General features: G+C 42.7%; 14 protein-coding genes. 2 read left to right on the top strand and 12 right to left on the bottom strand.

Going from position 1 to position 13867, the window contains the following annotated elements; translation table 11 throughout:
- Positions 1 to 24: 24 nt before the first annotated feature.
- The 9 genes from IGI77_RS08985 to IGI77_RS09025 all read right to left on the bottom strand — a co-directional run bounded on the left by IGI77_RS08985 (position 25) and on the right by IGI77_RS09025 (position 9273).
- A complete protein-coding gene (locus IGI77_RS08985) occupies positions 25 to 726 on the bottom strand; it encodes a DnaD domain protein (RefSeq protein WP_010748401.1) in 702 nt (233 codons plus the stop codon).
- 111 nt (positions 727 to 837) lie between these two features.
- Entirely contained in the window at positions 838 to 1224 is a 387-nt protein-coding gene (locus IGI77_RS08990; protein WP_015509753.1) for a RidA family protein, read from the bottom strand.
- Entirely contained in the window at positions 1221 to 1661 is a 441-nt protein-coding gene (locus tag IGI77_RS08995) for a Fur family transcriptional regulator (protein WP_005226158.1), read from the bottom strand. The genes IGI77_RS08990 and IGI77_RS08995 overlap by 4 nt, the downstream gene beginning before the upstream one ends.
- Positions 1662 to 1829: 168 nt before the next feature.
- A complete protein-coding gene (gene cysK / locus IGI77_RS09000) occupies positions 1830 to 2759 on the bottom strand; it encodes a cysteine synthase A (RefSeq protein ID WP_438769884.1) in 930 nt (309 codons plus the stop codon).
- A 198-nt stretch (positions 2760 to 2957) separates the two neighbouring features.
- Positions 2958 to 3836: a glucosaminidase domain-containing protein gene (locus tag IGI77_RS09005; RefSeq protein ID WP_438769885.1), complete on the bottom strand. Its 879-nt coding sequence runs from the start codon at positions 3834 to 3836 to the stop codon at positions 2958 to 2960.
- A gap of 309 nt (positions 3837 to 4145) precedes the next feature.
- Positions 4146 to 5534 carry a hypothetical protein gene (locus IGI77_RS09010; RefSeq protein ID WP_438769886.1) on the bottom strand — a complete coding sequence of 463 codons (1389 nt, stop codon included), beginning with the start codon at positions 5532 to 5534 and terminating at the stop codon, positions 4146 to 4148.
- A gap of 12 nt (positions 5535 to 5546) precedes the next feature.
- The gene (locus IGI77_RS09015) at positions 5547 to 6554 is read right to left on the bottom strand and encodes a hypothetical protein (protein ID WP_438769887.1); all 1008 of its coding nucleotides are present in this window, start codon (positions 6552 to 6554) and stop codon (positions 5547 to 5549) included.
- A gap of 381 nt (positions 6555 to 6935) precedes the next feature.
- On the bottom strand, positions 6936 to 8933 hold the full coding sequence (tkt, locus tag IGI77_RS09020; protein WP_438769888.1) for a transketolase: 1998 nt from the start codon (positions 8931 to 8933) through the stop codon (positions 6936 to 6938).
- Positions 8934 to 9033: 100 nt separating this feature from the next.
- Complete coding sequence (locus tag IGI77_RS09025; RefSeq protein WP_005226164.1) at positions 9034 to 9273, bottom strand: DUF896 family protein; 240 nt, start codon at positions 9271 to 9273, stop codon at positions 9034 to 9036.
- 136 nt (positions 9274 to 9409) lie between these two features.
- Here IGI77_RS09025 and lexA point away from each other — a divergent pair, with 136 nt between their 5' ends.
- Together lexA and IGI77_RS09035 are read left to right on the top strand one after the other, a co-directional pair.
- Positions 9410 to 10030: a transcriptional repressor LexA gene (lexA, locus tag IGI77_RS09030; RefSeq protein WP_005226165.1), complete on the top strand. Its 621-nt coding sequence runs from the start codon at positions 9410 to 9412 to the stop codon at positions 10028 to 10030.
- A 129-nt stretch (positions 10031 to 10159) separates the two neighbouring features.
- Positions 10160 to 10372 carry a hypothetical protein gene (locus IGI77_RS09035; RefSeq protein ID WP_005236082.1) on the top strand — a complete coding sequence of 71 codons (213 nt, stop codon included), beginning with the start codon at positions 10160 to 10162 and terminating at the stop codon, positions 10370 to 10372.
- Between the two features lie 76 nt (positions 10373 to 10448).
- On the opposite strand, the gene IGI77_RS09040 is transcribed toward IGI77_RS09035, so the two are convergent.
- The 3 genes from IGI77_RS09040 to IGI77_RS09050 all read right to left on the bottom strand — a co-directional run bounded on the left by IGI77_RS09040 (position 10449) and on the right by IGI77_RS09050 (position 13859).
- Positions 10449 to 10961: an adenine phosphoribosyltransferase gene (locus IGI77_RS09040; protein ID WP_005226167.1), complete on the bottom strand. Its 513-nt coding sequence runs from the start codon at positions 10959 to 10961 to the stop codon at positions 10449 to 10451.
- Between the two features lie 11 nt (positions 10962 to 10972).
- Entirely contained in the window at positions 10973 to 13273 is a 2301-nt protein-coding gene (recJ, locus tag IGI77_RS09045) for a single-stranded-DNA-specific exonuclease RecJ (protein ID WP_438769889.1), read from the bottom strand.
- Between the two features lie 148 nt (positions 13274 to 13421).
- Entirely contained in the window at positions 13422 to 13859 is a 438-nt protein-coding gene (locus IGI77_RS09050; protein ID WP_015509760.1) for a lipopolysaccharide assembly protein LapA domain-containing protein, read from the bottom strand.
- Positions 13860 to 13867: the final 8 nt, after the last annotated feature.

Below are 13867 nucleotides of genomic sequence, written 5' to 3' on the forward strand. Positions count from 1 at the left end.
TGGACGAATTAAACTCCTTGTATCTTACTCTCCTTCTAACCAATTATGCATAGGGATTTTGGGCATTGGGCCATCTTCTTGTGGCGTGGTTTCATTTTGAAGAAACTGTTTTTTTCTTCTTTTTTGCTCTTCTTCTACTTGCGCTTTTGAGGTAATATTCTTGCGTTCCCACGAAAGCAAAATACGATCGATATAGTTTAAACTATACGCTTGATTCAAGACCGCTTCTCGCAAAGCAAACTGGACCAGCTCGGGATCATAGTGGTCCTCATCCAACCACTGCCCGATCCGTTGGTATTCGATCGCCGATAAGGGGCGACCAAATTCTCCTTCAAATAAGCGATACAACTCGCGTATCTTCTCTTCATTTGTTTCAGCGACTTCTTTTTTGGATTGCTGCTGTAAAAGAAACTCGAGCCGTTCATAAATGCCAGTGAAATCATAATAATCAACCATTTTTCCTGCGTCGTCTTTTTTAGAACCCATTCGCAGCACATCTTTTTTCAGCAATTGATTCAACCAATGATAGATCTCTTTTTGGTCGCTGCCCATCACCGAGGCGATCTCACGTAAATCTGGAAAATCATTGCCTTGCTCATGGCTGCGATACAGTTGCAGCCATAACAAAAATTCATCATTCGTCAAACCAAGATGATGGTAATTCTCTAAAAGCAAATTTGAAATCGTCGTTTGCCCTTTTGCCAAATATTCCTTTAACGAAACCATACTACATCCTCTTCTCCTTGGCTCACTTGAAACATTAAGATTCTTCCTATCAGGATCGAATCAATAAAAAGGGGACGACGCAAATGCGGACGTCCCACGATTCTTTGTTGGTTACGCTTTTTCTTTGACTGCTGCGATGATCTCAACTTCAACCAAAACATCTTTTGGTAAGCGAGCAACTTCGACAGCAGAACGTGCAGGTAACGCTTCATTGAACAATGTGCTATACGTATTATTGAAAGGAACGAAATCATTCATATTTTTTAAAAAACATGTCGTCTTAACGATGTCATCTGGCGTAAGTTCCGCCGCTTCAAGAATCGCGTTGATATTTTTCAATACTTGCTGTGTCTGTACTTCAATCGTCGTACCGACAACTTCCCCTGAAACAGGATCTAATGGCACTTGACCAGAAGCAAACAAAAAGCCGTTTGCGATTTTTGCTTGAACATAAGGACCGATTGCTTGTGGTGCTTGATCTGTAGAAATTATCTTCATTTTGTTTCCTCCTCTTTCACTTGGCATTCGGGACATAGACCATAAACTTCTAGTCGATGGTTATTTATTTGATACCCAGTTAATTTCGAAGCTGCCATCTCGACATCTTCCAATCCTGGATAGTAAAAATCAGCGATCTTTCCACACTTTTGGCAGATAGCATGATAATGAGGCTCCGTTGTAAAATCAAAACGACTGGAGGCATCTCCATAATTCATTTCTTTTACAAAGCCAATTTCTGTGAACAAACGTAAGTTATTGTATACCGTTGCGACACTTATACCAGGAAAATGAACTTCGATCGCCCGATAAATCTCTTCAGCGGTCGGATGGGCATCGTGACTGGCTAAAAATTCTAATATCGCTACTCGCTGCGGTGTAATACGAATATTTTCATGTTTTAATCGTTTGATCGCTTCATCGTAGATCGTACTCACAGGAGTTCCTCCATTTCTCTTATCTTACCTATCATACTATGTAAAACCTAAAAATTCAAACAGCTTTCCTTGTTTTTTTAAAGGAATAACGCATTTGCCTAGCCCGTCTTCCCTCAGTTTTTCGAGAAAGAAAAGCAGACAAACGAATGCCTGCTTTCCCCCTCTTTGCTAGTCTTCAAACTGATACAGTGCCGTAGACAAATAGCGTTCACCATTATCTGGTACGATCGCTAAGACTTTTTTGCCTTTTCCTAAGTCCTTAGCAACCTCTAATGCCGCTTTGATCGCTGCACCAGAAGAAATTCCTACTAAGATTCCTTCTTTCATCCCAACTTGACGCGCAGTTTCCATGGCATCCTCACTAGCGATGGCAATCACCTGATCATAAATCTCAGTGTCTAGTACTTTAGGAACAAATCCCGTGCCGATCCCTTGGATCTTATGGGGACCAGGTTTGCCACCTCCTAAAATAGCTGATTCTGCAGGCTCAACGCCCACGATCTTCAAATTAGGATAGACGCGCTTCAATTCCTTCCCCGCACCAGTGATCGTGCCACCTGTGCCGATCCCAGCAACAAAAGCGTCTAACCCTTTAGATTCAAACGCATCCTCAATTTCTTTCCCTGTCGTTTTTTCATGGACTTCTGGATTGGCTGGGTTTTCAAATTGTAATGGCATATAATAGCCGTCTTGTTCTGCTAATTCTTTTGCTTTATTGATAGAACCAGTGATTCCTTCAGACCCAGGGGTCAAAATCAACTCTGCGCCATAAGCTTGAACAATTTTACGTCTTTCAATACTCATGGTTTCTGGCATAACCAGCACGACACGATAGCCTTTTGCCGTACCGATCATGGCTAAGCCGATCCCAGTATTCCCAGATGTTGGTTCGATGATGGTATAACCAGCTTTTAACAAGCCATTTTTTTCTGCTTTTTCAATCATGGCTAAAGCAATTCTGTCCTTGACACTTCCCCCAGGATTGAAGAACTCTAATTTCAGATACACATCCGCAGAACCTTCTTCTACGATGTGATTTAATTTGACGATTGGCGTATGCCCAACTAACTCATTGACCGATTGATAGATTTTTGTCATTGAAAATCCCTCCCGTTCTTATTCTTCCATTCTACCTAAAATAACCCCGAGTTGCGAATAAAAAGTAAGCAATTTCAATTTTTTTCTTATTTTTTTATATTTGTTAGTATTCACTTTCTTGATTTTGTTTTTCCATTACAAAAAAACCTTAAGAATGATGCCATTTAGAGCAATCATTCTTAAGGCGGTATCAGATAATTAAACGATTAATTCTTGGCCAACAACAATGACCTCACTAGATAACCCATTTGTTGCCATTAGAGCGTCGACCGTTGTGCCAAATTTATTGGCGATATCCCAAAGTGTATCGCCTGAAGCAACGTGATAGCTCTGCGCTGTAGATCCGCTGTTTACCTGAGTCGTCGTTGTAGTTTGCGTAGTACTGGTGCTAGTCGTGCTCGTTGTACTTGTCCATGCGGTACTTTGCGTTGTCCCAGTATCAAAGCGTGTGAGCTGATACGTTTCAATTAACCAGTTCAGTTTTTGTGCATACCCTGGATCGGTAGCATAGCGCCCCGTCAAGTAATTCGTTGCATCATAAAATGAGGTTGTTTGGCTTTTCCAAACACCACTGTAATGAGCAGTTCCTGTCGCGAAACTCGTGCTGCGCAAGACATTCGCATGATCCTGAAACGATTCCCAGTAAGAGTTATATTGACGAAACGGTTCATTCATCTCTACCCACTGACCATTCAAATACTCTTGTGTAGGCATATAGACACTTTGTCCGTTGTAACTGCCTTTGACCCCAAACAAATTGTAATAGGGTGCATTGGATAACGCGGAAGAACCATAGCCGCTTTCCAAAATCGCTTGAGCAATCATCACAGAAGCATAGAGATCATTGTTGGCAGCAACATCTTGTGCTGACCAGCCAATTTGCTCAATAAAACCTGAGACGTCCTGCGTCGCGTATTGATTCTCAGCAGCTTGTACCTGTTGAGGAACGAAAGTGACCGTCATTGGCGCTAACATCATTCCTGCCCCCATCAAAGAGACCACCGCCTTTTTAGTAGGTCTTTTTATCGTCTTCTTTGGTTGATGATGTCTTTCACTTCTTGTTTGATAACTTCCCATTTTTTTCCTCCAGTAACTATACGTTTTTTCAAATAAATCAATACAGCTATTATACGGAAAAACATCTAACAGTGCAAACAATGTTCACTTTACACTCGGGAAAGAGTCTTTTAAAAAACTAAACGAACATTCTTAGAATTCTTAACAAAATGAAAAACTTTTAAAAGTTTTTTCGCTTTCGTCTTTTCTGTTTCAGAAATAATCAAAAAGCAAATTTGTAACAACTCAGCTTCCTTCAACCACCTTGCTTTCTTAGCTCCTTTCTGAACCTGCCTTGTTGATCGCCGTCGATTCCTGAAAAATCTAAAACTATTTGGGACGAAAACGCACTCGGTTCCAAAGATACACACAAAAAATGAAGCATAAGTAAATTATGGGGAGACTTATGATAGTGCGGTAAGTTGACTTCATAGTCGGTGTGATCCCTATCCATTTTACCGAAAACAGCGAGCCTACGGTACCATTCTCATTGATCACAACTGGTACTTGCCTATGCACCTCTTCGTAGAATGGTTCGCCATTTAGAAAATCATTGATCAAGACCATCTCTGCTTGGTCAAATACATCCGCGGATTCTCTCATTACTTTTTGGGCTTTTTCGATCAATTCATTGGGACTATTTTCATCGAGTTCTACCCATATATACGGAAACATCGGCAGAGGATCGATTACTCTGATTCCATCGATTTGCCTTACGGCATCGTCCGCCCGTTGATAGAACAATGATCGTCCTAAATCAGTGGACGGAAAGTACTTGTGCAGCAAATAATTCTCCTCACTCAGGGTAAACTTAAACCTGAGCAGATTCGCTTGATATTTGCGCAAAAATAGTCCAGGGACCCACCCTGTCTGAACCATATCTGAAGTAATTGTCATGGGCCGAGCTGCATGCTTTTCGTCTCTAGGATCAAGTGAAACAGTCGTGGGATCAATTTCTTCCAAAGCTCCCCTTTTGATCAACCCAGAAGAAAATTGTCTGATTTCAAAGAGGATCTGATGAAATTCCTCAAAGGAAAAGGGTGCTACTTCAATTGTTACTCGATCATTTTGATCAGGTCCAGCTAAAAGTTGAGCTTCACGTGTGATGAGACTATCCAACAATTGTTCAGTCAATGTGGGAAACTGCTCATCGCGAGCAGCACGGTCGATTTCAAGGTGTATGCGATTGTTCACAAAACCCTTTTTTACGCCGTCTGCCTCATAAGTAGTGATATGCTCCAAAAACAGTGCAGGTAGGCCTGGAGATTCGTTCATATAAAATGGTTCTTCAAATGAATAGGTCGCCATTGCTCCTGTGCTGTCAATGGCTACAAGTTCAAATCGATGCGCTTCAGATTCAGTTGGAAGAAATAAACGTGCGTCAGCTATTTTTCGACCGGGTTCGATCATTACTGATGAAGTGATACTTCGAAAAAGATAACGATCGAATTCCCCATCGACCTTCACGAACACTTCATCAATAAAACTACCTGTAGTAGGGGTTATTGCGTAGATTATCTCAAAAAAGGGCACATTTAATTCTGCACCAGGCTCTTCACTGAGTAGTTCGATGATCGGTTTATCTTCCATGTTTATAATTGTTTGCCCGTCTCTTTCTGTATTACTATTCGTTTCAGCATGACTGATTTTGGGTGTAAACAGCAAGATGATCACTAATACCACGACTTTATTGCGCAATCGTTTCTTTTTTATTTCCATTTTTCCTCCTATTTAGCGTTTGTGTCTGAGTAAAAACCATGTTATGGCCAAACTTGGCACTGGTATTACCATTATTATATAAAGAAATAGTGTCATTCCGGTGGGAATCTCCAACGGCTCAGTAGAAGCTGCAGCCTCATTTGATCGTGCATAGGCCAACGGATCATTTAAGGTCTCGTTCGTGTCCACATCAAATGTCTCACTTGTCTCTCCTGCATGTCCGACATTCTCAATTATATCTAAACTGCCCCCGTCGAAGACCTCAGGATAATTCGTCACCAGACTCATAATCATGGCGATCAGCTCTTCAGCGGTACTTTTTTTGACACCTATGAGAATGTGCCATGACCAATCCGCTTCTTGCAAAATTGTCCCGCCAATCGATTCGACTGCTTCATGGATCTTCGCTTCTGATACTCGGAATCTGTCTATTTCTGTTTCTCCAGCGATTCCCATGTATAAGCGATTGTTCACAAATGTTCTTTCATCCTCCCAAAAGAATTCAGTACTAATTTCATCTGGAGTTGGTGACGGCAGAGTGGGTGGATCTACCACAGTAATCGGATGTTCTAATTTGAATCGCCCACTGGCGCCGCTGCTGTCAACCGCTACAAGCTCAAGATACATCGCTTCTGATTGATGATAGGGCAAAACAACGATTCCACTGCCGAATTCGAATTCCTCCACTGTTTCGTGATTGTTTTCATCTTTTAAATAAAGATGACTATGGTATGCCCCATTGATCTCAACGTGAACATCAATTATCTCACTTCCACTTGACGGAACGGCCGTATAGGTGAGATAAATAGACGGATTTGTCACTTCACTCTTGAGAAAATCAGTATGTATCACAACGTTTGCTTGATCACCTGTTGCAATTTCATTCAATTCTGTTGCGTAAACGTCTCGTGAAAATAGCTTTAGCAGTAGTATTACCAAAAGAATGGTTTTTTTCTTTTTTCCACTCATAACGCCGCATTTCTTTCGTCGGTTCGTGTGACTAACCCTCAACCTTTTCATCGTGTTTTCCCATCTCCTTATTCCTCTTTCTTCAAGTAGTCGTTCTTCCCTGTTCTCTTTTCTTGAGCCATTCTCCTTGGCTCTTATTGTTTAGTTTCCTTTTCTTTAACTATACACAGGAACCAGCCTTGCAACAACGAAAACCAGCATTTTTATTCATATATATTCAATTTTATACAACAAAGTGACGTTTATTATTTGTTTGATCCAGTTTCTCTCTGACGATTGGCTCATCGATAGAAAGTATTTCCCTGTTGAATCGGTGACTTGCGTTTCTCATTCCTCTCCCTTGTGGTTCTCTAACCATGCTCCAGACAAAAAAACACGCTCGAAAATCGAAAAGATTCTCGAACGTGCTATTTTTGATTGATTGTCGATCAATTAATCGATTGATTTGAAAGTATTCACGACATTCTCAACACTGAAGCCGAATTCCGCTAAGACTTTGTCACCAGGTGCGGATGCACCGAAATGATCGATCGCGATCACTTTTCCATGGCAACCGGTGTAACGTTCCCAACCAAATGGGGAAGCCGCTTCGATCGCTACCCGTTTCTTCACTGCTTTTGGCAAGACGCTTTCTTTGTATTCTGAGCTTTGTGCTTCAAACAGATCAAAGCTTGGTAAGGAGACCACCGATACATCGATGCCTTCTTCTGCCAATTTAGCTTGTGCTTGGACCGCAAGATTCACTTCAGAACCTGTGGCGATCAAAATCCCCGCTGGTGTTTCACCAGCTTGTTTTGAAATCACGTAACCACCTTTTGCGACATTTTCATCCGCACCGGTTTGCGTGCCTTCGATCACTGGTAGATTTTGTCGGCTTAAGACTAAGACCGTTGGTTTATCCGTTGTTGTCATGGCCAATTTCCAGGCAGCACGGGTTTCATTGCCGTCTGCTGGACGAATCACTTGGACATTTGGCATGCAACGGACGCTGGCTAATTGCTCGATTGGCTCATGCGTCGGTCCATCTTCTCCCACAGCCACGGAGTCATGCGTCAAGACATAGATCACAGGTGCATGCTGGATCGCAGACAAGCGCACCGCTGGACGTAAGTAATCAACGAAGACGAAGAAGGTTCCGCCATAGATTCGCGTACCGCCATGCAATTGGATGCCGTTCATCGCTGCCGCCATCGCAAATTCTCGGACGCCAAACCAAATGTTGCGGCCTTCGTATTGGCCAGGTTCAAAGTCTTTTTCTGCTGCCACCATCGTGTTGTTGGATCCAGAAAGGTCAGCCGATCCACCCCAGAGACTAGGGACGGCTTTGGATAAGGCTTGGATCATCTCTTTGCTGGATACTCGACTAGCTTGTGAGCTGCCAACTTCGTAGCTTGGTAATGCTGCATCCCAATCTGCTGGCAATTCACCCGCAAAGGCTTGTGTGAATTGCGCAGCAAGTTCTGGGTAGGCTGCTTCATAGGCACGGAAGGTTTCGTTCCAAGCTGCTTCAGCTTTTTGCCCTTCATCGATCATGGTTTCTTTGAAGCGCGCGGCAACTTCTTCAGGTACGGTAAATTCTGGGTATTCCCAACCATAAATCGCTTTGGCTGCAGAAATGCCTTCGGCACCGATCGGCGCACCATGAACGGCAGAGGTGCCTTGATTTGGCGCACCGTATCCGATCACAGTCTTGATTTCGATCAAGGTTGGTTTGTCGCTTTCAGCTTTTGCTTCGTCGATCGCTTTCGAGATCGCTTCTAAATCATTGCCGTCTTCAACGAGAATGTGTTGCCAGCCATACGCTTCAAAACGCGCACCGACATTTTCTGTAAAGGCTTTTGAAGTTGGGCCATCTAGGGAGATGTCATTTGAATCGTACAAGACGATCAGTTTGTCTAATTTCATGTGACCAGCCATGGATGCAGCTTCTTGCGAAACACCTTCCATCAAGTCGCCATCGCCACATAAAGCGTAGGTATAGTGATCGATGACTTGATACTTGTCGCGATTGTAGGTTGCAGCCAAGTGGGCTTCGGCCATCGCCATACCGACTGCCATGGCGATCCCTTGTCCTAAAGGTCCAGTGGTTGCTTCCACGCCGTCTGTGTGATCGACTTCTGGATGTCCTGGCGTGCGGCTATCCCATTGACGGAAGTTTTTTAGATCCTCAATGGTCACATCGTAACCAGACACGTGCAACAAGCTGTACAATAACGCCGAACCGTGTCCAGCAGACAAAACAAAACGGTCACGATCCACCCAGTTGCGAGAAGTCGTTGGATTGACTTTCAAGTGTTTCGTCCACAAGGCATAGGCCATGGGTGCTGCCCCCATCGGTAATCCTGGATGTCCTGAATTGGCTTTTTGTACGGCTTCGATACTTAATGTACGAAGGGTGTTCACTCCTAATTGATCGATTTTATCAAACAATGGTAGTTCCTCCTAATTTAGGTTTTTTTTACCTTTATTACATCTTTCATTATACGTGATTCAGAAGCTTATTTCAATAGCAATGAAAAGGAATTCACAATTATCTGCCGTGGAGACCTTTTTTCTTTTGAATCTCTTTTAACTTCTCTGGTGTCACATCAGCACCTTCAGGGTCAACGATTTTCATTCCTTCGATATGGTGTCGCATCCCTCCACGAAAGGCGGTTAAATACTCTTCACGCAGAACTTTTTGTTCGTGGGTCTCAGCCTCAGTCAATCCTTCTGTTTTTTTCTTGTTGGCAAGTTCATTGATTCGAGCTAATTTTTCTTGAGATAGCATAGTTGTTCCTCCTTTTCCCTCTTGATTTTACTACAAACTAGCGAGCAAAAACAATAGCACAAAAAGCGAACATTTGTTTGAATAATCGATATAGCTATGGTACACTAAGGTTATCAAATGAAAGAAGGTGTCAGTTTTGGCAAAACGAACAGAAAATCGACAAATCGAGATTCTTAAGTTCATTCATACACGTGTCACTGAAAAAGGCTATCCGCCGACTGTTCGCGAAATTGGCGAAGCCGTTCAGTTATCTTCTACCTCAACTGTTCATGGCCATTTGTCCCGACTTGAAAAAAAAGGGCTGATCTTACGAGATCCTACAAAACCCAGAGCCATTGAATTAACTGCTTCCGGTCTTGAAAAAATCGATGTTCAACCAGCATCCATTCCGATGCTTGGTGTCGTAACTGCTGGAGAACCGATTTTAGCCGTGGAAGATGCATCCGATTTCTTTCCGATTCCGCCAGATTTAGCGAATAGCACAGGAAGTTTATTCATGTTGACGATCCGAGGAGAAAGTATGATCAATGCTGGCATTCTCGACGGTGATCAAGTAATCGTTCGTAAACAACAAAGTGCTCAAAATGGCGATATCGTGATTGCTATGACAGATGAAGACGAAGCTACGTGCAAACGATTCTATAAAGAAAAGAATTACATTCGTTTACAACCAGAAAATGATTATTTAGAACCAATCATTTTGCCTGACGTAACGATTTTAGGATTGGTTGTTGGATTGTATCGCCATCTGCTTTGATGCTCAACGAGCTGACTAGGAAATCTTCGTTTTTACGAAGATTTTTTTTCTTTCCTCTTTACAAAGCGAACAAACATTCGTATAATAAGTATACAAACATAAGTTCGTATTATTTAAGGAGTGAATGAGATGAAAGCAGTTCGTCGATTTGGTTTTATGTTGTGGGTATTATTGATGGGAATTGTTATTGGCTATTTTGGCGTTTTAAGTGCTGTTCTGATTTTTTGCCCTCTAATGATGCTTTGGTTCATGCTTTGGGATGAAAAGAAATTCCGCCAAGCAGAGCGCAAACGTAACCGCCATTATTATCACGATCATGATTTTTATCGTTATGAACCATGATCCTTCCCCTACATACGCCCATAAGGCAGCAGAAACAAAAAAGGACTCCAGCGAGTCCTTTTTTGTTTCTGCTTTTTTAGTATTCCATTAACGTCTTGATTTCGACACCTTGGATCTTGTCTCTTCCATGTAGATCCATCAGTTCGATCAAGAAGGCACAGCCAACAACGATGCCACCTAGTTTTTCTACGAGTTCGATCGTTGCTTTGATCGTTCCGCCAGTTGCTAGTAGATCATCACAGATCAAGACACGTTGACCTGGTTTGATGGCATCGGCGTGCAGCGTCAAGACATCCACACCGTACTCTTTTTCATATTCTGCTTCAATCGTTTCCCGTGGCAATTTGCCTTTTTTACGTACTGGGGCAAAGCCGACACCTAATTGATAGGCAACTGGACAACCAACGATAAAGCCGCGGGCTTCAGGTCCTACCACCATATCGATGCCTTTTTCTTGTGCATACTCAACGATTTGTTGTGTCGCATACCGATACGCTTCTCCATCTGCCATCAATGGCGAGATGTCCCGAAAAATAATTCCTTCTTGGGGATAATCAGGAATACTAGCAATATACTCTTTTAAATCCATTTTCTTTCCTCCTAGACTGTCAACCACTGACGAAGGGTTGATAAATCACTCATTAATAAAAATTCTTCTGTTTTGATCAGTTTTTGTCGTTGCTGATACAAATGACTCTCCGTCAATGGACGGGAAACAGGATCAGCAGTTTTATTCAAAACACCATCTTGTATTGTAACAAATTCCAGCTCAGAAAACACCTGAATCATGAAAATAAGTAATTTTTGTGGAATTTTTAGATAGTCAGCGACCATCTTTAGTTTGTAACGAATGTCCAAACGAGGCTGCTGTTTGATCAGTTGAAAGAGACGACTGTATTGCTCTCTTGTCCCTACCCCATCTAAATATGCATCTTCTGTCGAGTAGAAAACAAAAGCAACTCTTGATGCCTGGAGCGCTTGAACGATCTCTTTGATCACTGCAGGGTCAGCAGGACAATCTAAAAATGCAATCTCTTGGAACTGACCAGCACGAAAAGTATCTTCCAAAGCTGTAACTGAGTCAAATATGGTGGTTTGCCCACAAAAGCCTTGCAATTCCCGAGGAAGTTTCTGCTTGAAAAGAACGCCTAATGTTTGACTGTCCAGAGAGACACCTTGGCGGCTTCTTTTCGAACGATAATCAAATAGCTGAATCCCTTCCACTGCAAAATCATCCAACATGAGCTGCGGTTTTTTGTTGCCATTCCATTCATTGATGGAAAGCTGACCAACGATCGATAAGCGGTCGTTTTCAAACGCTACTAAATCTTTTCCAAAACCAAACCCAATGACATCCAGCTGCGTGTTAGACTCATCGCTCATCACTAACTTCAAATGCTGATTTTCTGAACCAATCTGGCGAGCATTTTGAGTCATCAGATTAGAAAATAAAAATTTCGGTAAGGGGTTGTCCGTTCCAAAAGGCGCTAAGACTTTTAATGATTCAATAAAACTGATCGAAACTTCTGTTAACGGTAGCTCCTCATCGATCGCTAAGGGGATGCCCTGACTGAGGTCAATGGCATTTTCTTCAACGTAACGATTCATTTGGGCTTGCAGCATATCTAAATGATCGATGGGGATACTTAATCCAACTGCTGCATGATGGCCGCCAAAGCTAGTAAACATGTCTTTCATCGTCGACAGCATTTCAAACAGATTCAACGCAGCAATGCTTCTTCCCGACCCTTTGGCTAAGCCATTTTCTTTTTTGGTCAAAACGATCACTGGTTGTCCTGTACTTTGCATGATTCGCCCTGCCACGATCCCTAAAACGCCTTCGTGCCAATGATCTCCCACCACCAAATGAACATGGTTCGCAGGATCGATTTTTTCTTGTGCTTCTTTCATGATTTCTTCAACAAAGGTTTTTCGCTGCTGATTGATCGTATCTAAGGTTTGCGCTAAGCTGACTGCCTCTTCTTCATCGAAGGTAGTCAACAAGCGAACAGCCGGATTGGGGTCCTCCAAACGACCGATCGCATTTAACCGTGGTCCAACGGCGAAGCCAATATCTGTTTCGTTGACTGTTTGTTTTTTTAAACCGCTGACTGACAGCAACTCATTCAGTCCGATGCGATCCGATTGCTGAATCATTTTCAACCCGTTGCTGACTAATAGCCGATTCTCATCGGTTAAAGAAACCATATCAGCGATCGTCCCAATCGCAACAAGATCAAGCAATTCCACTGGCACTTCTTCTAACAAAGCGCAAGCCACTTTAAATGCAACGCCGACTCCAGCCAAATCACCAAAAGGATAGTTTCCTTGAGGGTGACGGGGATGGACAATAGCAAACGCCTCCGGTAGTTCTGCAGGTAGTTCATGGTGATCTGTGACGATCACGTCAACTCCTTGTCCTTGAGCATAAGCAATCGCCTCATGACCAGACACCCCATTGTCGACGGTGATGATCAATTGCGTCCCTGCTGCAATTTTATCTTGATAGACAGTTAGATTGGGCCCATATCCATCTGTAAAACGATTAGGCAAATAATACTCAGCTTCCGCCCCTAGCAATTCCAACGTTTCCTTTAACACGGTAGTGCTCGTAATCCCATCCGCATCGTAATCACCATAAATCAAGATTCGTTCGCCATTTAAAATCGCTTCATGGATTCGTTCCACGGCTTTAGCCATATCATGAAATAAAAACGGATCATGAAGATATTGCAGGTCCGTTGATAAAAAAGCATCGAGCGCCTCTGCTGTTCGAATATTTCGCTGCCATAGCAACGCGCCGATCCGCTCAGGGATCTTTCTTTCTTGGATCAGCTCTTTAAATACTGGGGTCGTTTCGCTTTCTTGCGGACGCACCCAGTGAAAATTTGCACGTTTCACCAAATCACTCCTAACTAGGATATTATAGCAAAGTTTATGCAAAAAAGAAAAACAACGAGAGAAACAGCACTCGTTTTACAACACAAAAAAAAAGAGCTTGCAGCAAATCTTGCACTAGCAAACTCTTTTTTTGTGAAACGTCGTTCTTTTAGGCTTGCGATTCAAAAGACTTCATTTCCTCATTGATCGTTGGCGGCGTGGATGCACCCGCAGCACGTGAGGAAAGCTGGGCTTCTTGATCATCGAGCTGCTGCTGTCTTGCCGCTAACTCCGCCTGCTTGTTCGTGTATTCCCGTTCCAAAGCTTCTCGTTGTTCTTGGAGAACCTTCTCGTTATTCGAACGATAATCTGAAAGCTCTTTTCTCAATTGCTTTAGTTCTTTTTTTTGGCGGAACATTGCGCTTGTGGAAACCAGCAGCAAAATCAATGCGCCTAACAAAGCAGAACCAATAATGACTAAGATCAGTGGCGATTGAATCGTTGTGAAGCCAAAGTTGATCGGGACAGTCATATTGTTTGCAACGGCAAATAAAACGATCACTAAAATCAGTAAAATACCAACGATAACACGCCATTGATTTTTCATGGGCTTCA

The sequence above is a fragment of the Enterococcus sp. DIV0213h genome, assembly GCF_051711285.1.
Taxonomy (GTDB): domain Bacteria; phylum Bacillota; class Bacilli; order Lactobacillales; family Enterococcaceae; genus Enterococcus_D; species Enterococcus_D casseliflavus.

What these genes read in the sequence shown, in the direction of transcription:
- IGI77_RS08985 (WP_010748401.1), bottom strand. Translation starts at nt 726, where the DNA reads ATGGTTTCGTTAAAGGAATATTTGGCAAAAGGGCAAACGACGATTTCA.
- IGI77_RS08990 (WP_015509753.1), bottom strand. Translation starts at nt 1,224, where the DNA reads ATGAAGATAATTTCTACAGATCAAGCACCACAAGCAATCGGTCCTTAT.
- cysK (WP_438769884.1), bottom strand. Translation starts at nt 2,759, where the DNA reads ATGACAAAAATCTATCAATCGGTCAATGAGTTAGTTGGGCATACGCCA.
- IGI77_RS09005 (WP_438769885.1), bottom strand. Translation starts at nt 3,836, where the DNA reads ATGGGAAGTTATCAAACAAGAAGTGAAAGACATCATCAACCAAAGAAG.
- IGI77_RS09010 (WP_438769886.1), bottom strand. Translation starts at nt 5,534, where the DNA reads ATGGAAATAAAAAAGAAACGATTGCGCAATAAAGTCGTGGTATTAGTG.
- IGI77_RS09015 (WP_438769887.1), bottom strand. Translation starts at nt 6,554, where the DNA reads ATGAAAAGGTTGAGGGTTAGTCACACGAACCGACGAAAGAAATGCGGC.
- IGI77_RS09025 (WP_005226164.1), bottom strand. Translation starts at nt 9,273, where the DNA reads ATGCTATCTCAAGAAAAATTAGCTCGAATCAATGAACTTGCCAACAAG.
- IGI77_RS09035 (WP_005236082.1), top strand. Translation starts at nt 10,160, where the DNA reads ATGAAAGCAGTTCGTCGATTTGGTTTTATGTTGTGGGTATTATTGATG.
- IGI77_RS09040 (WP_005226167.1), bottom strand. Translation starts at nt 10,961, where the DNA reads ATGGATTTAAAAGAGTATATTGCTAGTATTCCTGATTATCCCCAAGAA.
- IGI77_RS09050 (WP_015509760.1), bottom strand. Translation starts at nt 13,859, where the DNA reads ATGAAAAATCAATGGCGTGTTATCGTTGGTATTTTACTGATTTTAGTG.